General features: G+C 41.9%; 22 protein-coding genes and 1 tRNA gene. 14 read left to right on the top strand and 9 right to left on the bottom strand.

The window, feature by feature from the left end:
• Positions 1–3: 3 nt before the first annotated feature.
• The 4 genes from IPP86_07280 to IPP86_07295 all read right to left on the bottom strand — a co-directional run bounded on the left by IPP86_07280 (position 4) and on the right by IPP86_07295 (position 7,385).
• Positions 4–3,177, bottom strand: coding sequence for a PAS domain S-box protein (locus IPP86_07280; GenBank protein MBL0138316.1), 3,174 nt, complete (start codon positions 3,175–3,177; stop codon positions 4–6).
• A gap of 93 nt (positions 3,178–3,270) precedes the next feature.
• Positions 3,271–4,635 carry a sigma-54-dependent Fis family transcriptional regulator gene (locus tag IPP86_07285; GenBank protein ID MBL0138317.1) on the bottom strand — a complete coding sequence of 455 codons (1,365 nt, stop codon included), beginning with the start codon at positions 4,633–4,635 and terminating at the stop codon, positions 3,271–3,273.
• Between the two features lie 250 nt (positions 4,636–4,885).
• A complete protein-coding gene (locus tag IPP86_07290) occupies positions 4,886–5,782 on the bottom strand; it encodes a hypothetical protein (GenBank protein MBL0138318.1) in 897 nt (298 codons plus the stop codon).
• Between the two features lie 61 nt (positions 5,783–5,843).
• Positions 5,844–7,385 carry an acyl-CoA carboxylase subunit beta gene (locus IPP86_07295; GenBank protein ID MBL0138319.1) on the bottom strand — a complete coding sequence of 514 codons (1,542 nt, stop codon included), beginning with the start codon at positions 7,383–7,385 and terminating at the stop codon, positions 5,844–5,846.
• 352 nt (positions 7,386–7,737) lie between these two features.
• Here IPP86_07295 and trpS point away from each other — a divergent pair, with 352 nt between their 5' ends.
• The 11 genes from trpS (at position 7,738) to IPP86_07350 (ending at position 15,882) form a co-directional block, all read left to right on the top strand.
• Positions 7,738–8,736, top strand: coding sequence for a tryptophan--tRNA ligase (gene trpS, locus IPP86_07300; protein MBL0138320.1), 999 nt, complete (start codon positions 7,738–7,740; stop codon positions 8,734–8,736).
• Between the two features lie 149 nt (positions 8,737–8,885).
• Positions 8,886–9,464 carry a YceI family protein gene (locus IPP86_07305; protein ID MBL0138321.1) on the top strand — a complete coding sequence of 193 codons (579 nt, stop codon included), beginning with the start codon at positions 8,886–8,888 and terminating at the stop codon, positions 9,462–9,464.
• A 66-nt stretch (positions 9,465–9,530) separates the two neighbouring features.
• Positions 9,531–9,827: a hypothetical protein gene (locus IPP86_07310; protein MBL0138322.1), complete on the top strand. Its 297-nt coding sequence runs from the start codon at positions 9,531–9,533 to the stop codon at positions 9,825–9,827.
• A gap of 15 nt (positions 9,828–9,842) precedes the next feature.
• Positions 9,843–10,250, top strand: coding sequence for an OsmC family protein (locus IPP86_07315; protein ID MBL0138323.1), 408 nt, complete (start codon positions 9,843–9,845; stop codon positions 10,248–10,250).
• Positions 10,251–10,256: 6 nt separating this feature from the next.
• The gene (locus tag IPP86_07320; protein MBL0138324.1) at positions 10,257–10,679 is read left to right on the top strand and encodes a (4Fe-4S)-binding protein; all 423 of its coding nucleotides are present in this window, start codon (positions 10,257–10,259) and stop codon (positions 10,677–10,679) included.
• Positions 10,680–10,737: 58 nt separating this feature from the next.
• On the top strand, positions 10,738–11,340 hold the full coding sequence (locus IPP86_07325) for a nitroreductase family protein (protein MBL0138325.1): 603 nt from the start codon (positions 10,738–10,740) through the stop codon (positions 11,338–11,340).
• Positions 11,341–11,344: 4 nt separating this feature from the next.
• Positions 11,345–12,055, top strand: a complete 711-nt coding sequence (locus tag IPP86_07330) for a pirin family protein (protein MBL0138326.1) — start codon at positions 11,345–11,347, stop codon at positions 12,053–12,055.
• Positions 12,056–12,142: 87 nt separating this feature from the next.
• Positions 12,143–12,592 carry a MarR family transcriptional regulator gene (locus IPP86_07335; GenBank protein MBL0138327.1) on the top strand — a complete coding sequence of 150 codons (450 nt, stop codon included), beginning with the start codon at positions 12,143–12,145 and terminating at the stop codon, positions 12,590–12,592.
• Positions 12,593–12,682: 90 nt separating this feature from the next.
• Positions 12,683–13,726 (top strand): SPOR domain-containing protein, encoded by a 1,044-nt coding sequence (locus IPP86_07340; protein ID MBL0138328.1) that lies wholly within the window; start codon positions 12,683–12,685, stop codon positions 13,724–13,726.
• Positions 13,727–13,801: 75 nt separating this feature from the next.
• Positions 13,802–15,277, top strand: coding sequence for an RNA polymerase factor sigma-54 (gene rpoN / locus IPP86_07345; GenBank protein ID MBL0138329.1), 1,476 nt, complete (start codon positions 13,802–13,804; stop codon positions 15,275–15,277).
• Positions 15,274–15,882, top strand: coding sequence for a hypothetical protein (locus tag IPP86_07350; GenBank protein MBL0138330.1), 609 nt, complete (start codon positions 15,274–15,276; stop codon positions 15,880–15,882). The genes rpoN and IPP86_07350 overlap by 4 nt, the downstream gene beginning before the upstream one ends.
• 69 nt (positions 15,883–15,951) lie before the next feature.
• On the opposite strand, the gene IPP86_07355 is transcribed toward IPP86_07350, so the two are convergent.
• Positions 15,952–16,647, bottom strand: a complete 696-nt coding sequence (locus IPP86_07355; GenBank protein ID MBL0138331.1) for a PorT family protein — start codon at positions 16,645–16,647, stop codon at positions 15,952–15,954.
• Between the two features lie 167 nt (positions 16,648–16,814).
• Positions 16,815–16,891, bottom strand: a tRNA-Ile gene (locus IPP86_07360).
• Between the two features lie 138 nt (positions 16,892–17,029).
• Here IPP86_07360 and IPP86_07365 point away from each other — a divergent pair.
• Both IPP86_07365 and IPP86_07370 read left to right on the top strand, forming a co-directional pair.
• Complete coding sequence (locus tag IPP86_07365; GenBank protein ID MBL0138332.1) at positions 17,030–17,932, top strand: SdiA-regulated domain-containing protein; 903 nt, start codon at positions 17,030–17,032, stop codon at positions 17,930–17,932.
• Between the two features lie 95 nt (positions 17,933–18,027).
• Positions 18,028–18,645 (top strand): HAD family phosphatase, encoded by a 618-nt coding sequence (locus tag IPP86_07370; GenBank protein ID MBL0138333.1) that lies wholly within the window; start codon positions 18,028–18,030, stop codon positions 18,643–18,645.
• Between the two features lie 27 nt (positions 18,646–18,672).
• Here IPP86_07370 and mce read toward each other — a convergent pair whose 3' ends face one another.
• Entirely contained in the window at positions 18,673–19,077 is a 405-nt protein-coding gene (gene mce, locus IPP86_07375; GenBank protein ID MBL0138334.1) for a methylmalonyl-CoA epimerase, read from the bottom strand.
• 81 nt (positions 19,078–19,158) lie between these two features.
• On the bottom strand, positions 19,159–21,189 hold the full coding sequence (locus IPP86_07380) for a PAS domain S-box protein (protein MBL0138335.1): 2,031 nt from the start codon (positions 21,187–21,189) through the stop codon (positions 19,159–19,161).
• A gap of 1,176 nt (positions 21,190–22,365) precedes the next feature.
• On the opposite strand from IPP86_07380, the gene IPP86_07385 reads away from it, so the two are divergent.
• Positions 22,366–23,367 carry a dipeptide epimerase gene (locus IPP86_07385; protein ID MBL0138336.1) on the top strand — a complete coding sequence of 334 codons (1,002 nt, stop codon included), beginning with the start codon at positions 22,366–22,368 and terminating at the stop codon, positions 23,365–23,367.
• Here IPP86_07385 and pbpC read toward each other — a convergent pair.
• Positions 23,348–25,681: a penicillin-binding protein 1C gene (pbpC, locus tag IPP86_07390; protein MBL0138337.1), complete on the bottom strand. Its 2,334-nt coding sequence runs from the start codon at positions 25,679–25,681 to the stop codon at positions 23,348–23,350. The two genes, IPP86_07385 and pbpC, sit on opposite strands and share 20 nt — an antisense overlap.
• Between the last annotated feature and the right edge of the window lie 111 nt (positions 25,682–25,792).

Consider the following 25,792-nt stretch of genomic DNA (forward strand, 5'->3'; position numbering starts at 1 on the left):
TTTCTATACCGCTACTTCCATTCTTGATTGCTCTGCGCGCAGTGCTTCTTCCGAGCGATCATACAACTGGTAAGCTTCACACAGCCAGTCATCAATTTTGTCGAGATGCTGTTGTTTGTCGATGGAGTTTTCAATGCGACTGAGAAGATTTTTCAACAGTTTCATTCCCATCGAATCCACGGAAGGTTTCATTTTGTGGATGTTCTTCCGAACTTTTTCCATTTCACCATTTTTGTGACTGCGCTTTATTTGTTCGATCAACGGTTGTGATGTTTCGAAAAACATATTGATCATATTCATCACAAACACACGATTTCCTCTCGACATTTTCTTCAGGAAAGACAGATCAACCAATGGCTCAGTGTCAGAAAGATCCAAGGTCCCTTTTTCAGGCTTGTTGTTTTCAGCTACTTGTTGGATCTGCACTCCTTTTCGGTTGTACAAAAGATTTGAAACTTTATTGTACAACTGCTGAGGATCGAATGGTTTCGCGATGTAATCGTCCATACCGGCTTCGATACAATTCTCATGATCACCCTTAATCGCGTTCGCCGTCATGGCAATGATCGGTATGCTGCGCAATGGTTCGGAAAGCTTGGTCCTGATAAATTTCGTTGCTCCAATACCACTGAGAATCGGCATTTGAACATCCATGAGAATAATATCATATGGTTTGCTCATCAACATGTCAATGGCCACTTTACCATTCTTTGCAACATCGATTTCAAAACCCCATTCCTTCATTAAAGAAGTAGCATACATTTGGTTGTATTCGTGGTCTTCCGCAAGTAATACGCGAACCGATCCAGACTTCAGTTGACGAATTTCGATATTCTTTTCCTCATGCAAATCAAACTGGGTGCCTCGTTCAAAACACAATTCAAAAATGAATGAAGTACCCATGTTCACACGGCTTTGTACTTCGATCACACCGCCCTGCATTTCTACCAGTTTCTTACTGATAGACAACCCAAGGCCTGTTCCGCCATATTTACGACTGACGCCCACATCCGCCTGTGTAAAGCTGTCGAAGATCGCGTTCAATTTACCATCAGGAATTCCGATGCCGGTATCCATTACACTAATTTGCACACGAACCTGATTATCCAATTCCGAAACTTTCTTCACGACGACATTTATTCCACCCTGTTCCGTGAATTTAATAGCATTGCTCACCAGGTTGATGATGATTTGTGATAGGCGAACCGGATCTCCAAGCAATACAGGCTCGTCAAGGTCCTTGATTTCGTAATTCAAGGAAAGAGATTTCTCAGCGGCGGCATACAGGAAGGAATCAAGTGTTGAAGTGATCAGTTTTTTCATCCTGAAACCAACTTTCTCCAGCTCCAGTTTTCCAGCTTCGATTTTGCTGAAATCAAGAATGTCGTTAATAATTACCAACAGGTTTTTCGAACTGTTGTGGATCGCTTCCAGGTATTGATTCTGCTTTGGAGTGAGATCTGTTTTCAACAACAAATTACTCATCCCAAGTATCGCGTTCATTGGCGTGCGAATCTCATGACTCATGTTAGCCAGGAATTGCTCTTTTGCACGAAGAGATTGTTCTGCTGTTTCTTTCGCTTCCTTCAATTGCGTTTCCATCTGCAAGCGTTGCGTGATATCACGGTATTGCCATAGGTGACCGAGATACGTATTCCCGTCAACAAGGATTGGAATAAAATCCCTTTCCATCACACGTCCGTCGGTAAATTCTATTTTCTCCTGCAGCACCAGTTCCTGTTGGGAAAGAATTTTGTCAATTCGACTGACAAATCCGTCAGGATCTTTCGCTAGATGCATCCATTGTTTAGAAGATGATGTAAAATCAGTACCCTGCAATTCTGATGGATCTGATGAAATACCAAAGAGCTCACAGAATTTATCGTTTGCGACTACAATTTTTCTTGTTTGATCCTCTACGACAATTCCTGCATTCATATTCCGGATCAGCGTGGTCATCCGGGAAGCGGTCAGAGCCAGTTTTTGGCGAGCTTCTTTTTGTTCCGTGATATCAATACCGTAACCGATTATATTTTTCAGATTTCCGGAAGTATCGAACACCGGAAAATGCCTTCGCAGATGATAACGTGTTTTTCCATTGGGAAAAGAAAACTCCTCTTCTACATCTTCCGAATGCTTATTTTGAATTGCGGCTTGAATACTTCTGTCACGAATATCCGCAATTGAAATATCACGATTACGATATTCGCAATATTCCTTCATGTTTTTACCGATAATCCATTTCCTCACTTCGGGATCTTTCACAGCGGCAGGATTCACAAAAAGGTAACGCTGGTCAGGACCCATCACCGCGATATCCGCCGGCATCTGGTTCAGGATATTTTCGTAAAAATTCTTTTGAGAGACTACCTGTTCCGCGGCAAGATGTTCACGTGTTGTATCGTTCAATGTCCCTGATAAACCAAGGGCATTTGCCATTCTGTCAAAGGTGACTTTCCCGTTGAAATCCATGTAGAGAATTTCTCCGGTGGACGATCTGAATCGCATTCTGAATTGCTTTTCCGATTCATCTTTTCCGATCATACCCCGGATTAAAAGATACGCTTCCTCCAAATCGTCCTCATGAATAAATTGGGTAATGTTTTTCCCCAGAGAATCATTCAGATTGTATCCCAATAAGGTACTCCAGGCTTTATTTAAAAAAGTAAAATTTCCTTCACTGTCGGTTTGAAAAACAACCAGCTTCATTTGTTCAACGAGTGAACTGTATTTTATCTGACTTTCTACCAGCAACAACCTGTCCTGTTCACGTTGTTGAATCAGTTGCTCCACCAACTCGGTCAGCAATTCGATGTTTGAATCTTCTATGGAAACATTTTTGTTGGAATAGCTGGCCAGCATCGTTGCGGTATTCCGCAGATTCCGCAAAATATTTCTCTGGCGGACAGTTTCCTGTTCCAGTCGCGCATTCGCTTCGGTAAGCTCCCTGGCGTTTTGTTCCAGAATTTTATTCTGGTCAAACAAATTTCTTTTGTAGTCTTCCAGCCTGCTGCTGGTATTCAGCAACAAATCCACTACCTGGTTCGCGACACCTTTCGGGTCGTTGGCAATGGATTCGATAAAATATTTGGTGAGCAGTTCTGTTGTTTGTGAAGCCGGAACTTCGACGAGTTCATTTTCCTGAAGAAGAAAATGTAGAAGTGAACGTTGACCCATATATGAATTGCGCTGGTATTCGTATTTTAATTAATCAAGGAATTGAATAATGCGTATCAGTATTTATTCTGATTCCATTAATGAAAACAGCTATCAAGCTGTCAGTTGTAATTTATTTTCTTTCAGATAACGGTAAATGGTGGATTTACCGACACCAAGTTTCTTCGCGACAAGCACAACATTGTTGTCGTACTTCTCCAGAAAATGCCGGATAATCCTCATCGTGTATTCTTCGAGCGAAGTTTCTTCGAAAGCAAGAGATTGCATAGAACCCGTATTCTCAATCCGAATATCACTTGCTTCGATTGAATTACCGGACGACATGACCGCGCTGAGTTCCACAATCGCTTTCAATTCCCTCACATTACCGGGATAATAATAATGGATCAGCTTGTCCTGGGCTTCCGGTGTAAAACCAATTTTTCCCATTTTGTTTTCTCTGCAAAAAGTATCGAGCAGGTGTTTCGCGATGATCAGGACATCGTGACCACGTTCACGAAGTGGCGGCAGGAAAATCGGAAGACCAAGCAGACGATAGTACAAGTCCTCACGGAATGTTCCCTTGCGAACTTCTTCCTGCAAATTTTTGTGTGTAGCGATGATTACGCGTACATCTATTTTAATTACTTTATTGGAGCCTACTCTCGAAACTTCACGCTCTTGTAAAATGCGAAGCAATTTCGCCTGAAGAGAAAAATCCATTTCTCCGATTTCATCCAGAAACAAAGTTCCTCCGTCCGCTTCTTCAAATTTTCCCGCGCGTGATGCCATGGCACCGGTAAACGAACCTTTCTCATGACCAAACAATTCACTTTCGAGCAACTCGCTTGGAATCGCGGCGACATTCACTGCAACAAATGGTTTGGATTTACGATCGGAGTGGTAGTGTATGGCTTTAGCGACAAGTTCTTTTCCGGTTCCGGTTTCTCCGCTGATGGAAACGGTAATATTAGTTTTCGCCGCCTTCTCCATCATTCCAAACACCTGACGAATGGCAGGACTGTTCCCCTGAATTACATTTCCGAATTCGTATTTACGTCCGAGTTCTTCTTTCAGATGATCCACTTCATTGCTCAGTTCAATTTGCTTGCAGATATTTTGAATCCTGTGGAGCAAATGATCACGAGTATCTTCATCCTTGGTGATATAATCATAAGCACCTGCACGCAGAAGTTCAACTGCCGTACGCACATCTTCCTGATTTGAAATCACGATCACCGGGAGATCCGGGTATTGTGATTTTATCCGCTTCAACAATTCATCCCCATTAAAATCCGGTAAAGAAAAATCAAGCGTGATGATATGCGGTTGCTTGTATAAATTATCCAGCAATTCTTTTCCGGATGAAAATGTGGTCACTTCATAATCCGGGTTCAATGAAATATTGTATTTCAATAATTCCCGGTAAAAGTCATTATCCTCCACAATAAAAATCCTGATTTGCCGAGCGTTTTTCATATGCTTTGATATTTCTGGAAGCCTTTAAATCAAAATGGATAAATTCCTGTTTTGAGACTAGTTTTACAGAAATAGGAAAAAAAGGTTTGGATTCTTCCTTAAATAAGGAAAGGAAACCCATAAACAGGCAAGAAAATTCTGATAACCAAAGGTTTAGTAAAATTTCCGGCAAGAAGAATCTGCGAAAATGATATGAAAAATGAGTATTCCGTTTGGGAAGACGCTTATATATATAGTATTCGAAAAATCATTATTCCCAGGAAACCCTTAAACCTATACTATTCTGAAAAGTACCATTTGAATATGTCCTGAGTTCAGGAATCTTCATGGTTTCGATACCGGGTCTCATTTCATAGAAAATATGAATTCGTTTCCAGAACTCACTTCTTCTGGCTAATCTGAAATCAATGCCAAGCGGAATGTAAACTGTCAGATTTGTTGTACTTCCGTTACTGAAAATTTCCCGTTTGTTTTTATCGTAGTCGCCGTGATAAGAATAGCTGGTGCCGTCAGAACTTTTCATCTCCGTGTTGAGATACGAATAGTAATTTATTTCAGTAGTTGCATTGAGAGAAGCCCCTGCGGTAATTCCTATTCCACCATAGACCGACCAGCGGGATTGCGGATTGGTGCGAAACAACAAGTTGGCATCAAACTGAATGAGCTGTGTTTTGTAACGCATGGTGATATTACTTCTTGTCACCGAATCGATGATAAAAGTTTCTCCGGTCTGCCCTGAAATCAGGGTATCGGATGTCTTCACTTCCTCCTGTTCAAAATCTCCGGAGAAAATCGTTCCTCCGCTATAGGTAATTCCGAGTCGTAAAAGTGGATTCGATTTGTAAGCGGTTTTTTGATGATCGCGAAAACGAAGACCGAGCTGAGCGGAAAACAAACCTCTCACTCTGATCCATAATCTTGAGTTTCGGGAGAAATCCCAGATTTCAGAATTCAAAAACGTGGATTGTTTTGCAAGTGCTTTGAAATCTTCTATCGTTCCTGTTCTTGGACCGCCGCTGATGAAACCTGTTTGAATAAACGCATCTTGTACAGCGATGGAAGATACCTGGTGATTATCTGTTTCCTGCGCCAAGGAAATGTGAATTACTCCAAGAAAGAACAGAGCGATCAGAAATCCGGTTTTCATTTTTTCGATTTTGAATTTTAAAAATGCAAACAGCACGACAAAAACAAATACCAATACTCAATTACAATGGAATATTGCCGTGTTTTTTTCTTGGTAATTTTGCGACTTTATTTTCGAGCATTTTAAATGCTGTGATCAGTTTTTTCCGTGTATCTGCCGGACGAATAACTTCATCCACGTAACCGTGTTCAGCTGCTTTGTAGGGATTCGCGAAAAGTTCATTGTACTCCAGTTCTTTCTCCTTGAGTTTTGCTTCCGGATCTTTTGCTTCGGAAATTTCTTTTTTGAAAATAATTTCCGCGGCACCTTTTGCTCCCATCACGGCGATCTCAGCAGTAGGCCAGGCATAATTCATATCCGCGCCGATGTGTTTTGAATTCATCACATCATAAGCTCCGCCATAGGCTTTACGTGTAATCACGGTAATTCTTGGTACTGTCGCTTCACAAAAGGCATACAGCAGCTTTGCTCCGTTTGCAATAATACCGTTCCATTCCTGATCGGTGCCCGGAAGAAATCCCGGAACATCTTCAAACACCAGCAAGGGAATATTAAAGCAATCACAAAAACGTACAAAACGTCCGGCCTTCGTCGAAGCGTGAATGTCAAGCACGCCCGCAAGATGCGCAGGTTGATTGGCAACAATGCCAATACTCTTACCGGCAAGTCGCGCAAAACCTACGATGATATTTTCAGCAAAATCTTTGTGCACTTCCAGAAATGATCCTGCATCCGCGACCGAACGAATGACTTCATGCATATCGTAAGGCTGATTCGGTGTATCAGGAATCAGGTTGTCGAGTTCAGGTCGTGATTCATCCCCGGCTTCATAGGGAACAGATGGCGGTTGCTCTTCACAATTCTGAGGAATGTAACTCATCAGATTTCTGAGCAGATTGATGCATTCGAGTCCGTTCACACAGGTGAAATGCGTCACGCCCGATTTGGTCGCGTGCGTTACCGCTCCGCCCAATTCTTCTGAGGTCACGTCTTCATGAGTAACTGTCTTTACCACGTTCGGACCGGTAACAAACATGTATGAATTATTTTCCACCATCATGATAAAATCAGTGATGGCCGGAGAATACACCGCGCCACCGGCACAAGGTCCCATGATGGCTGAGATCTGCGGTATAACACCTGAAGCAAGCGTGTTCCTGTAAAAAATGTCAGCATAACCGCCGAGTGAAACCACACCTTCCTGGATCCGTGCGCCACCGGAATCGTTCAGACCGATAACCGGAGCACCGTTTTGCATGGCGAGATCCATGATGCGGCAGATTTTTTTCGCATGTGTTTCAGACAAGGATCCTCCGAAAACTGTAAAGTCCTGTGCAAAGACATACACAATTCTACCATTGATAGTACCATATCCGGTAACTACACCATCGCCAAGGTATTTCTCATTCTCCATTCCGAAATCCGTGGCCCGGTGGGTAACCAGCATTCCAATTTCTTCAAAGCTGCCCTCGTCAAGGAGAAAATGCAAGCGCTCACGGGCAGTAAGTTTTCCTTTCTTATGCTGGGCTTCGATACGCTTTTTTCCACCACCTAATTTGGCTTCTTCAATTTTCCCTTCAAGGGTCTTCAACTTTGAACTCATAGTGTTTGAATTGAGAGGACGAATATAAGGAATATGCAGGGAAAGGTGAAGGAGTGGGGGGGTGAAGAGTGAGTGTGAGTGTGAAAGTGTGAGTGTGGGTGTGTGGTGTGGGTGTGGGTGTGGGTGTGGGAGTGGGTGTGGGTGTGAGCGTGAGCGTGGAGGAGTGTGATATTGAAAGATTTGAGAATATTGGATGATGAAATGTGTTCTTTATTGATTCCCACAGCAATATTCACACTTCGCACTCCCGCACTCACACTTCACACCCACACCCCACACTCACACCCCACACTCACACTCCCTCTCCTCCCTTCACTATTCAATATTTCCCCGCTTTTCGTATTTTCGCCACATGAAAGAAATTGTAGTCAGCGGCATTCGAAGCACAGGCAACCTGCATCTGGGAAATTATTTTGGAGCAATGCAAAATTTTATCAAGATGCAGCATGAATACACCTGTTTCTTTTTCATCGCGGATTACCATTCGCTGACCACACATCCTACGCCTGCGGATTTACATACCAATGTAAAGCAGGTTTTGGTTGAATACCTTGCCTGCGGACTGGATCCGGAAATTTCCACACTCTATATACAAAGTGATCTTCCTGAAGTCGCTGAGTTATACCTGCTACTCAACATGAATTCGTATGTGGGCGAGCTCGAACGTTGTACTTCGTTCAAGGAAAAAATCCGTAAACAGCCGGATAATATCAACTCCGGTTTGCTTACGTATCCGGTGCTGATGGCCGCGGACATATTAATTCACCGTGCGCTGAAAGTACCCGTGGGAAAAGACCAGGAACAACACCTGGAGATGGCCAGAACTTTTGGAAATCGTTTCAACCGTATGTACAAATGCGAATTGTTTCCGGAACCCTATGCTTTCAATTTCGGAACTCAGCTGGTGAAAATTCCCGGTCTCGACGGTTCAGGAAAAATGGGTAAAAGTGAAGGTGAAGGAAATGCGATTTTCCTGGCCGACTCGCCTGAAGTGATTCGCAAAAAAGTGATGCGTGCCGTGACCGACAGCGGTCCAACAACAGAAAATCAGGAAAAACCTGAAGTGATAAAAAATATTTTTCAGCTCATGCAGGCTGTTTCTTCTCCTGACACACTCGCCTTTTTCGAGGAGAAATACAATACCATGCAGATTCGCTATGGTGATATGAAAAAACAGCTCGCGGAAGACATGATCAAATTTACCGAACCTTTTCGCCTAAAAATCAATGAATTGAGCGGGGACGATGCATTCCTTCACAAAATTGCCAACCGCGGAGCCGAAAAAGCCCGGGAAAGCGCTGCTGCAACCCTCCGTGCAGCAAGGCATGCCATCGGTATCCGACATTTTTAACCAAATCTCTAAACTTTATTGAATTTTAATTGTTTATAGTTCAGTTATTTAAGTATTTTAAATAATTTATATGTTGTAACATCTATTGTTGTAACGTATATTTGTATCCGAATTCAATTAAGCAATCACAAAATCTAAATCTTAACCAAATGAAAAAAGTACTCTTATTTCTGACTGCGATCACACTCTCCGCGAGTTCATTTGCGCAAAACTGGAAAATCGATCCTTCCCACACCAAAATCCATTTCAACACGAAATACCTCGTGATTTCTGACGTGGAAGGTGAATTCAAAAAATTTGACGGAACATTTACTTCAGCGAAAGCCGACTGGTCAGACCTGCAGGTAACTGTAACAGCGGATGTCAACAGTATCACTACTGAAAACGACATGCGTGATAAGCACCTGATGTCTGATGATTTTTTCAATGCTGAAAAATATCCGACTATCAAATTTGTAAGCACCGGAATCAAAAGTTTGGGCAATAATAAATATGCGCTCTCCGGTACACTTACTATCCGTGATGTAACGAAGAATGTTGAAGTTCCTCTGGTGTATGGCGGTACTGTAAAAGATCCTTGGGGAAATGTAAAAGCAGGTTTCAAAGCTACAGGCACTATCAATCGCAAAGATTACGGTTTGAAATACGCGAATGCCGCGGCAACCGGCGAAGCAGTTGTAAGCGACAATGTAGATTTTACAATCGATGCTGTTCTTATCAAACAATAATTAACGAAGCCATCAAAATGCCGGTGAGCTGCTTCGTGTGGTTTACCGGCATTTTGCTATCCTACCATGAAACAATTTCTCGTTACCTCCAGGTTACCCGAAGAATTCACTCAGGAATTTCTTTCGCTGATTCCGATGCAACGATCTACTGTAAATCGTTTGATGAATAAAGGAATCATTCTTACTTATTCACTTGCAGCCGACAGAGGTCGTCTCTGGATTACACTGGAAGCCGAATCTGAAGTCGAAGTGATTCAGATCCTCAGTGAGCTTCCACTGATCCGCTACATGCGTCCTGAAATCGCAGAACTGCTTTTTCATCACAATCTGTCTTTCATGCTGCCGCATCCTTCATTGAATTAATTTAAAACAAATCCAATGTTAAAATTCCAACAGCCTGTAGTAGTCACCAACGATGGTGGTAAGTACATCACCAAAGTAGAAACAGGTCGTGTTACTTTATATGGTGATGAACCGGTGGAGAAAGGCGGACAGGACATGGGAGCTACCGCGCACCAGCTTTTTCTGGCTTCGCTGGGAACCTGCACAGCCATCACAGTACGTATGTACGCGGAAAGAAAAGAATGGGATGTCCAGAAAATAACCGTCAGTCTTAATCTCGAAAAAGTGAATACTGACGGAATCGAAAAAACAATCATCTACAAACAGGTATCTCTCGAAGGGAATCTCGATGAAAAACAACGTGAACGTTTGTTGTTTATCGCCGATAAATGTCCTGTTCACAAAGTCTTGTCCGGTCCAATTGAAATCCGTGAAATGGAATAAAAAACCATGAAAGAAATCACTCTAAAATACACAAAAGAAGATCTCACTGTTATCTGGAAACCACATCTCTGCATTCATTCCACAAAATGCTTCAGGGGTCTGCCCTCAGTTTTCAATCCTTCAGCAAGACCCTGGGTCACACCTGAAGGTGCCACGAAAGATGAAATCATTCAACAAATAAAAGCCTGCCCTTCAGGCGCACTTTCATTCACACAATTAAAAAAAGAAGAAACTATGGAAAATTCAAATGTACAAATCACCGTTGTTGACAAAGGACCATATCTTGTAAAAGGTAAAGTTGTACTTGTAAATAAAGATGGAACAGAGGACACAAAAGAAGGCAATATCGCATTGTGTCGTTGTGGCTTATCTAAAAACAAGCCATTCTGTGATGGTACACACAGAACAACAGATGTATTACAATATTGATTGATTTTAGACGTGCCATTTACATCTTAAACAAAATCGCTTACAATATCTGAAACAGATGCTCATCGCTCCTCCTCCAATTCATGCATTCATCTCCAATCGAAAAAGTATTCGTGCTTTTGATCCGAAACCGATGAATGACGAAACCGTTTATCAGTTGTTTGAAGCGGCGCGCTGGGCACCTTCCGCATTCAATGAACAACCCTGGAGATTTATAATTGCTCGCAGGGAGACCGAAGCGGAATTTCAGAAAATGCTTGAAGTCCTTTCTCCTTCGAATAGAAATTGGGCAATGAATGGAAGTGTTCTTATTCTTACAATCGCAAAATTAAATAGCAGTCACAACAATCTTCCGAATCGTCATGCTTTACATGATGTGGGACTTTCAGTGGGTAACCTATCGGTCCAGGCTACATCTATGGGTCTTTCACTTCACCAAATGGGCGGTTTTGATAGTGTTAAAGCGAAAGAATTTTACGAAATCCCTGAGGGATATGAGCCAATAAGTATTATTATTGTTGGTTTTCCAGGCAATATAGAATTACTTCCGGAAGCACTTCGTCTCCGTGAACTGAAAGAAAGGGTACGCATGCCGGTAGAAGACATCGTCTTTTCGGGTACATTTGGCAAGGGAGAATCTATACTAAATAAAACTTTCTGAACTCATGAAAACGCTTTTACATCCTGCAAAAGAAAGAGGTCATGCGAATCACGGATGGCTCGACGCTCACCACAGCTTTAGTTTTGCCTCCTGGTACGATCCGGCAAAAGTTCATTTTGGAATGCTGCGTGTATTGAATGATGATATCGTTGCCGGAGGGCAAGGCTTTGGCACGCATCCGCACAACGATATGGAAATTATCACTATCATTCTTGAAGGAGCTTTGGAACACAAAGACAATATGGGAAATGGATCTGTCATCCGCCCGGGTGATGTGCAGGTAATGAGTGCAGGAACCGGTGTATTCCATTCTGAATTTAATCCCTCAGCTACAGATCGCACCAACTTGTTTCAGCTCTGGATATTCCCGAAAGAAAACGGGATCTCTCCACGTTACGATCAAAAAACATTTGATCCGAAAGAACGGATAAACAAAATCCAAACTGTCGCTTCAGGATTCAAAAAGAAAGACGAGCTCTATATTCATCAGGATGCCGCTTTATCTTTGAGTATTGTGGAGGCAGGAAAGAGTATAAATTATTCTATGCTGAAAAAAGGGAATGGTGCTTATGTGATGGTGATCAGCGGCAAAGTTAATATCGCCGGAAAAGATCTTGAGCGCAGGGACGCCATTGGAATCTGGGAGTCGGATTCTTTTGAAATAACCGCTCCGGAAACAGCCGAATTGCTTATCGTTGAAGTTCCAATGAATTAAATTCATGACGAATAAAAATATAAAGTACTTTTCCACGCATTTTGAAAACCCTGAATCACTTTTAAATCTTAAATGCAAACTATAGCCATGAAATTAGAAGACGAAATCGTTCAGAAAAATTTTCGTTCTGAAGCCCACAAACTGGGGGTGAATCTTATTTATACATTTAACTGGGTAAATAATTACCATGGTTGTCTGATGAAAAAATACGGACTCACCTCACAACAGTTTAATATTCTTCGGATCCTCAGAGGGCAACATCCCAATCCTGCAAACATCAAACTGCTGAGGGAACGAATGCTTGACAAAATGAGTGACGCTTCACGTATCGTGGAAAAACTCCGGACAAAAGGTCTTGTTGATAGAAATATCAATGAGTCAGATCGCAGAGCCTGTGATGTTGTCATCACCAAAAAAGGTCTCGATCTTCTTCAGATGATCGATAAGGAAGATGTTAATTTTGAAAACTTCTTTTCGCAGCTGAACAATCAGGAAATGAAACAATTGAATGACCTGCTGGATAAATTAAGGGGTTGAGTTTTTAACCCCATCATTTTCATTCTTTTCGGAAAATAATTTTCGCAACAGCCTCTTTTTGTCCTACATTCGTCGTTCAGGATTCCTGTCATGAACCCGATTGATTCCCACATCAGCGCCTTGCTATATCATCACGATTGTGTGATCGTTCCGTCCTTGGGCGGTTTTCTCGCTTCCCAGGATGCATCGAGGATTCATATTTCCAGACAAATTATTGATCCTCCTTTCCGCAAAATCGCCTTCAATATTTACCTCCGCCAGAACGATGGATTACTCGCCAACCATCTTGTTGAATTTGAACAGTTATCCTATTCCGAAGCAAAAGTCAGGATCGAACAATATGTGAACGATTGCTTCTCAAAACTCAACGATGGAAAAAAAGTAATCGTTGAGCGTGTGGGCACCTTGTTTTTTGACAGCGAAAAGAATCTGCAATTTGAACCTTTCCGTCAGGTGAATTATCTGAAGGATTCGTTCGGATTGAGCCCGGTTCCATTTGCTCCACTGGAAAGAGAAAAACAGGCAACTCCGACAATTCGTCAAAAGGAAAAATCAGATCTGCGTCCTTCTCTGAAAGACACGGGAAGAACCATCGGGAAACGGAGAAATACAACTCAACGCTACCTCGGAGTTCTCACTATCGCAGGGGCATTAGCCTGGTTTTCCCTGAATCTTTATCTCGTCGCGCCTCAACCGGCTTCCATGACAACGGTGAGCCCATTTGATAAAGAGAGCCTGAAAAAAATCATGACTGACACCGGTCTTGGCTCACAGGAAGTATCAATTACTCCACCCACTGCGCCAACTACAAGAGTTGAAACTGTATATGTTGCATCTACGGTACCCGTAACCGGACCATTGTCTGACAATAATCCCATTCATTCATCTGTTTCTTCCGGTTCCGCTGAAAAGCAGGAAACATTCTACGTCATTGCCGGAGTCTTCAGAGTACCTGAAAATGCGAATGATTTTGTAAGCAAACTCCAGCAAAAGGGCTATCCTGAAGCCCGAATCATCGATCAGGGTAAGGCTTTTTACGTTTGCTATAATGGATTTGAAAATCGTACTCTTGCGGCAAGCTTTCTGGACAGCCTCACGGGCAAACAGGAAACCGGCTGGATCTGGCATAATTGAGTCCGGAGAGTTTCACGCTTCCTTTTCTTTTTATTTTTGTAGCCGGTTATCATCTCCACAAATTAAGATGTCAGTATGAGTTCGCTAAGGCAGGGATTACATCAAAAATTACTTCAAAAGCTTTCACCACAGCAGATTCAATTAATGAAACTGCTCCAGATTCCTGTTGCCAATCTGGAACAAAGAATTAAGGAAGAAATGCAGGAAAATCCTGCTCTGGAAGAAGGGACGGAAACTGACGAGGATGAATATTCAACAGATGAGGATGAAAAGATTGACTCTTCAGACGACGATGAGGAATTGAGCGAACGTGAAGAGGACATCAGTCTGGACGAATACATGAATGACGATGAAGTTCCCGATTACAAAACTTCGGTAAACAATTCTTCTCCGGATGATGAACGCAGAGAAATTCCAATCAGCGTTCAGGGGAATTTTCAGGACCAGTTGCTTGCACAATTGTACCAGCTCGATCTCGACGACAGACAATATCATATAGCGGAACAACTGGTTGGAAGTCTTGATGACGACGGATACATTCGCAGAGAATTGGCCGCGGTTGTTGACGATCTTGTTTTCGCGCAAAATATTTCCACTGAACCCGGTGAGCTGGAAATCATTCTGAAGAAAATCCAAAGCCTGGATCCTCCCGGAATCGGTGCGCGTTCCTTGCAGGAATGTCTCTTGCTTCAACTGGCAAGAAAAAATTCAACACGGAATTCGGCACAATTGGCTACCAAAATTCTTTCCAGCCACTTTGAGGAATTTTCAAAAAAGCATTACGATAAAATTGCCCGTGACCTTGAGATCTCTGAAGAAGATCTGAAAACAGCCATCGGCGAAATTTTAAAATTAAATCCGCGCCCGGGTAATACCATGAGCCAGGGACAAAGATCCGTCGAGCATGTCATTCCGGATTTTATCATTTCAAATACCGATGGCAAACTGGAACTCACGCTCAATTCCAGAAACGCGCCGGAAATGAGAATCAGCAGGGAATACAAAGAAATGCTGGATCACTACAGCAAGGATAAGAAGCACGCGAAAGCCAACCGTGAAGCCATCACATTTGTAAAACAAAAACTGGATTCCGCAAAATGGTTTATTGACGCCTTGAAACAACGTCAGCATACGCTTTTTGAAACGATGAGGACCATTATGGATTATCAGTATGAATATTTTCTGGAAGGCGACACCCGTAAACTGAAGAAAATGGTTCTTCGTGACATCGCTGAAAAGATCGGAATGGATATTTCTACCGTATCACGTGTTGCCAACAGCAAATATGTGCAAACTCCATTCGGAACATTTCTTCTGAAAAGCTTTTTCTCCGAGGGATTGCAAACCGACAGCGGTGAAGAAGTTTCGAGTAAGGAAGTAAAACAAATTCTCAGCGATTGCATCGGTGCGGAAGATAAACGTCATCCGCTCACAGACGACGCGCTTACAAAAATACTGAATGAAAAGGGCTACAATATTGCCCGAAGAACTGTCGCGAAATACAGAGAGATGCTCGACATCCCGGTAGCACGTCTCCGCAAAGAATTATGAACCGCTCGTTCGCCCGCTTTCTTTCGATAGTGCTTCATCCGGTGCTGATGCCGACTTATGCCTTGTATTTTTTGTTGCACTACAGCACTTACCTGGCATACACAACACAGGAACATGAAAAGCTGGCGCTTTATTCCATCATCCTCCTCAACACACTGTTGTTACCACTTCTCATTTCTTATTTTCTCTTGCGTCGCGGATGGATACATTCTTTTGAAATGGAAAAGAAAGAGGAGCGAATTATTCCATTCATCAGCAATGCGATTCTGCTGATGATCGCGTATTACATGATGCGAGAACTTCTGCTTCCGAAAATTTTCGATTTGCTGATTCTTGGAGCTGCCGCTGCTGTTGTGCTCGCGGTGATCATCAATTTGAAATGGAAAATCAGCATCCACATGATTGGTATCGGAGGGATCGTCGGAACATTTTTCGGATTATCCACTTTTATGCTTGTTGATTTGCGGACGCCTATCCTCTTTTGCCTTTTACTTGCAGGCTTATTGGGATCCGCACGATTAACCTTGGGAGCGCATCAGCCACTTCAAATTTATGCTGGCTTTGCTGTCGGATTCATCTGTGAATTTCTGATCCTGAGTATCTGAAGAGCACATCTGATAACAAAAACGGAACCCTTGTTGAGGATTCCGTTTCATATTTTATTTCTTAAAAGATCACGGTGTAATTGAAATGCCTACAGAAAAAGGTATCAGTTCGGGGCCTTTATTTTTTTCAAATATTCCGGCAAGGCCATAGTATCCATTCAATGCCCATTTTCCATAACCGATTCTTGCTGTAAGTCCATATTGGAAATCATTCAGATGATCCAGGTTATACACTTTGGATTTATCTTTTCCATTTTTAAATTTCATATGGTCCTGAAACAGCCAGCCACCTTTCGCACCGACACTGAACTTAAAACGTTTGTGACTTTCATTTTCATTGGTCCTGAATCGCAATTCCAAAGCTAAGTCGAGATAGTTAAGTGAAATTTTATTGATATCGTAGTCTATGCTGTCGGGATAAGCATGCAACAAGGTCTTATCAGAATTTGTATAATCATCAAAGAAACCATTGCTGCTTACATTCATGGAAGAGATGCCAAGTCCGTAACCCAATCCGATATTTCCTTTCGGAGTCATTTTTTCACCCATCAGGTAAAATGCAAATCCCCGTGAACTGAGTGGTTTGGTAGTGATGTTTGCCGGGAGCGTAAGCCAGCCGTCAGATGTGAAATTCAGGATTAATCCATCCTGACGGTGGGTAATCTTCGAAAGGCTGAGGTTTCCGGATGAAGATTCTTCAACAGTTTGTCCGGCTTTTGCCTGAATGATAGAACACAGGAAAAAGAGAATGATTATTTTTTTCATAGTTTTAATTTTCAAGGAGAATGCTAAAAATGGTGCCAAAGAATCGCTGAAAAGATGATCTGTGATGAGAGAAAAATACTCTGGCTCAAAGGGTCTTCGCTGACTTTCAGACACTTAAAGCAAGGCGAAACAACTGTTTTCCTGATTTTGAAACAGGAGATAATAAATGGTGGGCCCTGCTGGAATCGAACCAGCCACCCACAGATTATGAGTCTGTTGCTCTAACCGAATGAGCTAAGGGCCCGGTATTTCAGATGAATGATTTAAATCTTTACATCTGAAAAGGGAGGCAAATGTATCGGTTGAGCGCAAGAATTACAAGTGTTCCGGCGGGAATGCTTCATGAATCGTTAATTTCAGAACCCGAAATTCGCCGAGCTTTATGAGTAGACCCTCTCTTTTTTCACCGCTGATCCTTATTTATTTAGCTCTTTTCGCCTGTTCCGGTAAAAAATCCGAATCCTGTCTTCCCTATGATCTCTCCAAACCTGCTGATGTGATCAAATTGCCCGGTCGTTTGAAGGAAATCAGTGGAATTACATTTTGGAACACAACCAAACTTGCCTGTGTACAGGATGAAAAAGGTGTGATTTATTTTTACGATGTGAGGAAGGATAAATTGAAAAATGATTTGTCTTTCGGTGAAGACAAAGATTACGAAGGAATCAGTAATGTAAATGACACGATTTATGTATTGTGTAGCAATGGAGATATCTTCGAAGTGGATCAGGCAGGAGAGGAAGGGCAAACAACCATCACACACAAAACCTTTCTCAACAAGCGCAACAATTGTGAAGGACTGTGTTACGATGCGGCGAACCGGCGATTACTTATCGCATGCAAAGGAAGGCCGGCCAAAGGAACAGCGGCTCGTTATCTTAAAGCCATTTATTCTTTTCCACTTGCAACAAAAACGCTGGATTCAGTTCCGGTTTATGAAATCGATCCGGATTCTGTAAAAAACTGGTTGCAAATAGATGAGAAGAAACATTCGGGCTGGACAGATTGGTTTACGTCTTCCGTGGATAAAGAAAAAGAATTTCTGTTTGAACCATCAGAACTTGCCATCAATCCGATCAGTGGAGATATCTACCTTTTGTCTTCTGCCGGAAAAAAAATGGTTGTACTGAACACGGCAGGTGATATAAAATGTGTTGAGAAACTCGATCCACATCAATTCAAACAACCGGAAGGTATTGCCTTTACTCCTGACGGAGATCTCTATATTTCTGATGAAGGGAAAGAAGGAAAAGCGAATATTCTTCATTTTCATCAATTGCATTGAATTTCATTTCAATTATTTCTCGCTTTATCTAATTGCAATCCTGATGTACCGTTAGCTCTCGCTATGATTTACTTTCTTTGTAAAAAACTAATATCATGAAGAACATTCAGGCGATCATCTTTGATCTTGGCGGAGTTATTCTGGATATTGATTATCACAGAACCGCGAATGCATTCATTAACCTCGGGGTGGACAATTTTTCTGAACTTTTCTCCCAACTGAAACAAGACCGCTTATTTGACGATTTCGAAAAAGGGTTTATCGACCCACAGAGTTTTCGCGACAGATTACGTTCCTATGCAAGACAACACATGAGTGACAAGCAAATCGATCATGCCTGGAACGCGATTCTCATTGGTTTGCCAAAAGAAAATGTAGACTATTTAACGCGTTTGAAAGAAAATTACAGACTTTTTCTATTGAGCAATACGAATGAGATTCACGAGAAAGCATTTCGAGAGATGATTGAAAACCGTTATGGTGAATATATTTTTGACCGGATCTTTGAAAAGGCCTACTTATCACACCGCATCCATCAACGAAAACCCGACCGTTCCATCTATGAATATGTGATCCGGGAAAATGATCTTGATGCATCAACGACTTTATTCATCGATGATTCTCCGCAAAACGTGGAGGGAGCAAAACTCGCGGGTTTAAATTCCCTTTGGCTGGAGAAAGAAAAAAAATTGACGGACCTGCAATTACTCTGAAAACAGGGAGATTTATTAATCCGGAACTCAGCGGATTTCCTGGCACAACTCCACCAATACTCCATTGGTGCTTTTGGGATGGAGAAAGCAAATCAATTTATTATCGGCGCCTTGCTTCGGTTCATCTGAAAGCAATTGAAAGCCCTGGTTCCGCAATTCAGTCATCATTGAATGAATATCGTCCACTTCAAAAGCAACATGATGAATTCCTTCACCTTTTTTGGCAATGAATTTTGCAATAGGACTTTCGGGATCTGTGGCTTTTAAAAGTTCAACCTTGGATTCACCTACTTTAAAAAAGGAAGTACTTACTTTCTCTGATTCTACTGTTTCGGTTTTATAATTTGGAACACCGAGCAAAGCGGAAAAAAGTTTGTTCGCATTTTCCATGTCGTTTACTGCAATTCCAAGATGTTCGATACGCAATATCATGATAATGAGAATTTGATAATCAATGGTTTTAAGTTGAATGTTCGGGATACAATGATTCTTTCGAAAAAAAAATATCCGGGCTTAGCCTGCTTCTACCAATGCGTTCGGGATGGAAACATAAAAGATGGTCCCCTTACCCTGTTCACTGACGAATCTGATCTTACCTTTCATTTTGTCCAGGGCATTCTTTACAATGAACAACCCAAGTCCCGAACCGTTTGAATCTGGATGACCGCGATAGAACATTTCGAACACCCTGTTTTTTACAGGTTCAGGAATTCCTTTTCCATTATCTGCTACTTCCAGTTCTATTCCTCTTCCGGTCGCTTCCACTTTAACACGAATCCAGGGGCTCTGCTGATTGCAATAATTAATGGCATTGTGAATCAGGTTTTGGAAAATGGAAAGCAGAAGTACTTTATCGGTAGTGATCTCAACGCCCTGATCGATCTTGATCTCAAAGTTGATGCGATCATAGGTGGGCAGGTGTTTTAGCGAATGTAAAATTTCTTCCACCAGGCTTTTCACATTGATCACACTGATTTTGCTTGTGCCTTTTCGTGTCCGGGCAAGGTCGATCAAATCAAGCAATGTCCGGTCAAGACGGCGGATGCTGGTTTCCACCATGTCGAAGTATTTATCAATGACTTCATCCTTGTTTTCCAGTCGGGCCAGATTTACGATTCCCATTACACTTGCAAGCGGACCTTTCAGGTCATGTGATGCTTTATAAAAGAATGTGTCCAGCTCCTGGTTGGTTTCCAGAAGCTCTTTTTCTGTTTTCTTACGATCTGTGATATCGGTTTGAACTCCCCATGTCCGCATCAAATGTCCTTGTTCAACAATTCCGATATTGTTGTTCAACATAAAACGGACATTCCCATACAAGTCGAGCTCTTTGGATTCGGCATTACTGATTTTATAATTGTTTTTGATAAAGGAAGTGAGCAATTCCCTGGTCTTCTCTTCATCATAATTGTTTTCGATATAATAGAAATCCCTGATTTTTCTTCCAACGAGATCATTTGAACTCGAATAACCATACATTCTTGCCATAAAATCATTGCATTCAGCAATGATCCCTGAATCGAGGAGCAGTTCGACCTGTTCATTGTGAGGAAGTGTAACCGGAATTGGTTGACGGTATTCAGCTCTCCAGATTCCGACAGCACTCTGATCAATGAATGTTCTGTATCCTTCTTCCCTTTTCTTTAGTAATTCCTGTGCACTCTTCAACGCGTGAATATCGGCAAAGACGACCATGGACCCGATTTTTTCACCATGTTCATCGAGATATGGAGTTCCTGACATCTGCACATAGATCACTTCCCCGTTTAACTTCCGCATTATACATTCACAACGCACGTCTTTGCCATCAGTAAGACTCCGGAAGAATTCAAAAGGTTTGGTATTGAGTTTATCCTGCGGACTCAGCTCCATGATACTGGTTCCGAGCAAAGCCTCTCTGGAATATCCGGTGATTTCACAAAAGCGATCGTTAACATATACCAGTTTGTATTCATTATCAACATAAACGAGACCATCGTTCATGTTTTCCATGAGGGACACATAACGATTCTCCTGGGTCTGTATCTCCTCCTGGTATTCTGTTTTCCGTTTTTGGATCTGGTCCGACAGGAACGCTCCTGAATATAAAGCGACAAGTGTGATGGTGAATTCGGGCTGCCATTGGTTTGACACCAGCATCATGGCCATCATGAATGTAGTAATGATAAAAATGAAGAAAAGGCTTTTGAAAAATTTGTCAAAGACCAGGGAAAAAATGAAAATCGATATGGATACCGGTAGCAGGAAGTCGATTTCAAAATTTCTGACGTACGCTACATATACAGCCCAGAAATGCAAAAGAAAAAGGGATGCATAAGTAATGTTGGGAAGATGTTTCCGGTAGAAACTGCTGTAAAAAGATAAAAAGTAATTCGCGGTAAGAATCATGGAAACCGAAAGTCCGGTCATGAGAATATACCCGTCATGGTAGGAGAATTCAAAAATGAAGCCCAGTGAGGTTACAATCACAGATGAGAATACATTCAGCGACCTCAGGTTCCGGAGTTCCTTGTGAATGATTTTATCTTTGAATGTGCTTAACATGATTTCGATCGGGCTCCGCTCAATGGGAACCAAAAATATCAAAAATACAGGTAGGTTCTCTTCATTCCTGCCGACTAATCCGATTCAATTCAGAATTGATTCGACATTCAGGTAGGATCGGATGATTTGTTCATCCGGAATTGATCCGCATGATGATTCCTATACATATATATGTATAGAACATTCCATTCAGTTTGCACAAAACTTCAAAAAACGTCGATTTCAATTCAGAATGAAAACAATTTGGATTATTTCATGATTGCATCAACGATTTGAAAGAGTTCGGTGGAATTGAAGACACATTATTGAATGAACCAAGATCAAATGAAGGATTGATTTCGAATGAACGATGAAGTGAGAGGGAAAAATGAATTCATATATGTTGATCAAACAAACAATGTTCATGTGATGAGTTCAAAATCTTAAATCCGATCCAAGTTCGGACGAATTTTTTTCCATAATCTGATTTTTCCGCGCTTTTTTTTTGACAATCCGGACGAATCTGATCAAAATTTGTTCTGTTGAGGTACTTTCAAAATGTTTATAACTTTGAAAACGTGTTTTGCTTTTCTTCACGTTTTAAAATGCGAAAAGTGAAATCAAAAAGTTGATGATGCTCTGAACACCGCATGAATAAAGGCATTCAGAAGATCATGAAAATTATTTTTGAGTGCAAAAGATGTACAATACATGCAAAAAATGTGTACTCCGTAATCAACATTTCATTGTTTAAAAAAATATTCGTCAAATTGGTGTAACCTTTTTTTATTTCATATGTTTGAGTAGTCATAACAATCAAAAACTAATAACTATGGCAAAAGCAAAAAAAGCTGCTAAGAAAGCTAAGAAAGCTACTAAGAAAGCAGCAAAAAAGAAGAAGTAAGCTAAACGCTTCCCGCTCTCGTAGCGGTCTGCAACGGTCCCTCGCTCTAAAGAACGAGGGACTTTTGTTTATATAGGGTTCATCCAAATTCTGTATTCGCAGACAATCAAATCCTCTCAACTCAAGTTTTTTTCCGGTAATCTGAACTTCTTTTAGAACAAATCGACACTAATTCCGAAAAAAAAGCCGGATATCGATATGAAAATTCAAATCAGGCTTTGTTTCGTTTGAACATAAGTACTATTTCGTAATACCTGAATCCCGATCAATAAATCAAATCTTACCTTCGTTTCATGATCCGCTGGACGATAGAACCGCTTACTCTCGATTTAAAGTACACCTGGAAGATTTCCAGGAATGCAACTGATCAGAAAACAAATCTGATCGTGCGAATCAGCGATGGCGAATTCACAGGAGCCGGAGAAGCTGCTCCGAATATTCGTTATCAGGAAACACCGGAACTTCTGCTCCAACAATTTGAAAGTTTTATTAAAACTGCAGCAGAGACAAGCATCACAGAAGATATACTCCCAAGGCTCTTTGATCAGTGTGCATTGTCGTACGCGCTTCGCTTCGCCATCGAATCAGCATGGTTTCATTTTGAATCCAGGCGGAAAAAAGTTCCGATTCATACCTTACTTGGAATTCCCACTCCCGGAAAGATCGAAACATCTTACACCATTCCAATCATGGATCCGGCATTGATGAAAAACTTTTATCTGGAAAATTCATTGGACAGGTTTCCATTTGTAAAATTAAAGATCAATGCGGAATCCGGTTACGAAATGACAAGATACCTGGCCTCTTTTTGTAATCAAAAATTAATGATTGACGCCAACGAAGCATATTCGGATCCGGAGGAGTGCATCTATTTTCTTGAAAAAATTAAAAAATTTCCAATTGAATTCATTGAACAACCAATTCCTTCAGGAAAAGATGAAGAAGCACGGTATCTGAAAAAATATTGCCCCTTTCCTCTTTTCGCTGACGAATCTATCACACATTCCGCTGATTTTGGATTGTTGCGGGAACAATTCGACGGCGTGAATATTAAACTGATGAAAGCGGGAGGATACAAAAATGGAATCGCTTTGCTTTCCGAGGCAAAGAAAAAAGGCATGCGTACCATGATTGGATGTATGGTTGAGACAACATTGGGAATTTCATCCGGGATGAATCTTTGCGCGCTTGCCGATTATGTGGACCTGGACAGTTTCCTCCTGGTGAAGGAAGAACCATTCCGTTTGGTTTCAGAAAATAAGGGTGAGCTGCGGTTTAGTAATAACGCACAGTAATATGAATATCCGAATTTCTGCCTTTGTCATCGCTGCAGGATATCTTTATTGCTCCTGATTCAGGACTAAAAAAGATTTTCTCATCCGCCTTCGCGCTTTTGTAGAACCGGTCATTCAGGTACCAAAAAACTGTAGAGACATCATTCGCGACTGTACAACCGAGTTGCAATTCGTTCCCGCTTCCCTTTTCTACCAAATACTCTTTATTATCCGCCAGAGAAGTGATCCGCGGAGGATGCCCGGAAAAAATTCGGCTGCATTCCGGATTATGATCCGGAATTTTACGGAAAGCAATGTGTTCAGAAAGATAAAACGACATCAAATCCGGTTCGATATTGGGATAACGTAAGGTTTTGTATCCGGTTGGAGGTCTGCAGGAAGTACAATAGGATATCTTTTCATCCGGAGACACATCCACATTCTTCTCATGATCACACGTGACTATCGATGAAATGCCCGGGAGAAAATAATCGATCACGGTATGCTCACAGTCCGGAGCAGGAACTTTTCCGGATTCTGTACATACCAGACGGAAATCAAGAGCTTCCGGTTGAACAAACCAATCATTACGCGCATTGTAATCAAGCGTATTGAAAAGTTCAAAGAGCAATGGTGTCGCCATTTCAGCTCCGCTGAGTTCCGGAATTCCTTCCCCACTGAAATTCCCGATCCATACTCCTATTGTATAGTTTTTATTGTAACCGATACTCCATGCATCTCTTCGTCCGTAGGATGTGCCGGTTTTCCATGCGATGCGTGGAATATGCACCGCATTTTCCTGAATGAAAGATGGGAGCTCCGGCCGGTTTACCTGAGAAAGAATTTCCGAGATCATGAAAGCTGCAGATGCGGAAATCAAAGATGCCGACTGTCGCGAAGTGTCCTCACGAACATATTTTAATGGCGAATACCTGCCTTCATTCGCAAATGAGGAAAAAAGTCCGGTCAGTTCTTCCAGTTTCACACCACAGCCCCCAAGAACTAAAGAAAGACCCAGTGTATTTTCTGTTTTACGCGTTTGCTCAAAATTAGCCAGCTTCAATTTGTCGATCATCGCCTGCAAACCTATCATGTGTAAAGTTTTGACGGCAGGAACATTCAATGAATTCATCAGCGCGTTTTCGACCGTAACATTTCCATTGAATTTGGAATTGAAATTTTCCGGAGAATAGCCTCCGAAATTTACAGGCACGTCTGTGATGATCCGTTTTGGTGTAAGCAATCCCTCATCAAATGCCAAAGCATACACCAGCGGTTTTAATGTAGAGCCGGGTGAACGCACCGCAAGCACTCCATCCACCTGCCCGCCATGATCTGAATCACGGAAGTCAGGTGAGCCGACATAAGCCTCTACCATATGCGTGCGATTGTTTACAACCAACACTGCCGCGTTGTAAATTCCAAAACTATGGAGCCGCCTGCTGTAATTGGAAGTGAGGCTGAATACTTTTTGTTGCTTTACAGGATCCAGAGTCGAATGAATGATGGGAACATTCGGAAATTTATTTTTCAGGCGGAATGCCAGATGCGGAGCAGCCATCGGCGAATTGGATCGAGCCGCATCAAGTGGCTCTGCAAGCGCGTCATCGATATCTTTCTCCGGAAATAAATGATCCGCCTTCATCCTGAGCAGCCATTTGTTCCGCATGGCAAGCAATGCATCCGAGTTTCTGCCCAAACGCAATGAACCGGGTCGGTTAGGAATAATCGCGAGAGTGGTTAGCTGACCAAGCGACAATTTATCCGGGAGTCTTCCGTAATACAACAAAGCAGCTGCTTTTACTCCTTCAATATTGCCGCCATATGGAACCAGGTTAAAATACATCCTCAGAATTTCTTCTTTGGAGAATTTCATTTCCAGTTGAAAAGCACGAAAAAGTTCAACGCATTTATTGAGATAGGTTCGTTTACCGGGATAGAGCAAACGAGCGACCTGCATGGTAATCGTAGAAGCTCCTGAAGTACGTCGGCCCTCAAAAACATTGTTTACTGCCGCCCGCATCACCGCGATTGGATTCACCCCGGGATGATAATAAAAGTATTTATCCTCCTTGTAGAGAATGGCTGTTTTCAAACGAGGACTGATCTCTGCAGGCTCTGCCATCATCCTCCATTTCTCATCTTTGGATAAAAAAGCCTGTAAGACAGTTCCGTCTTTGGCAGTGACGACTGTGGCATAATCTATAGATGAATTCAGGGGAAAAAGAAAATTCAACAGAAAAAAAAGTATTGCAGGCAAAAAAATGAAAAATGAAATAAATCTCCCGATTCGGGTGGAAAATAAAAAATGACGGCATTTCCGGAGAAACGACATGGATTTGAAAATTAAAAACGGATGGTAATGGGTTTAGAATTGCAAAACGATGTACCCTTCCGGCAGACAGGAACAAAAGATACCTGTCTGCAGGATCGGGATAGCTTAATG

The sequence above is a fragment of the Bacteroidota bacterium genome, assembly GCA_016720935.1.
GTDB lineage: Bacteria > Bacteroidota > Bacteroidia > AKYH767-A > 2013-40CM-41-45 > JADKJP01.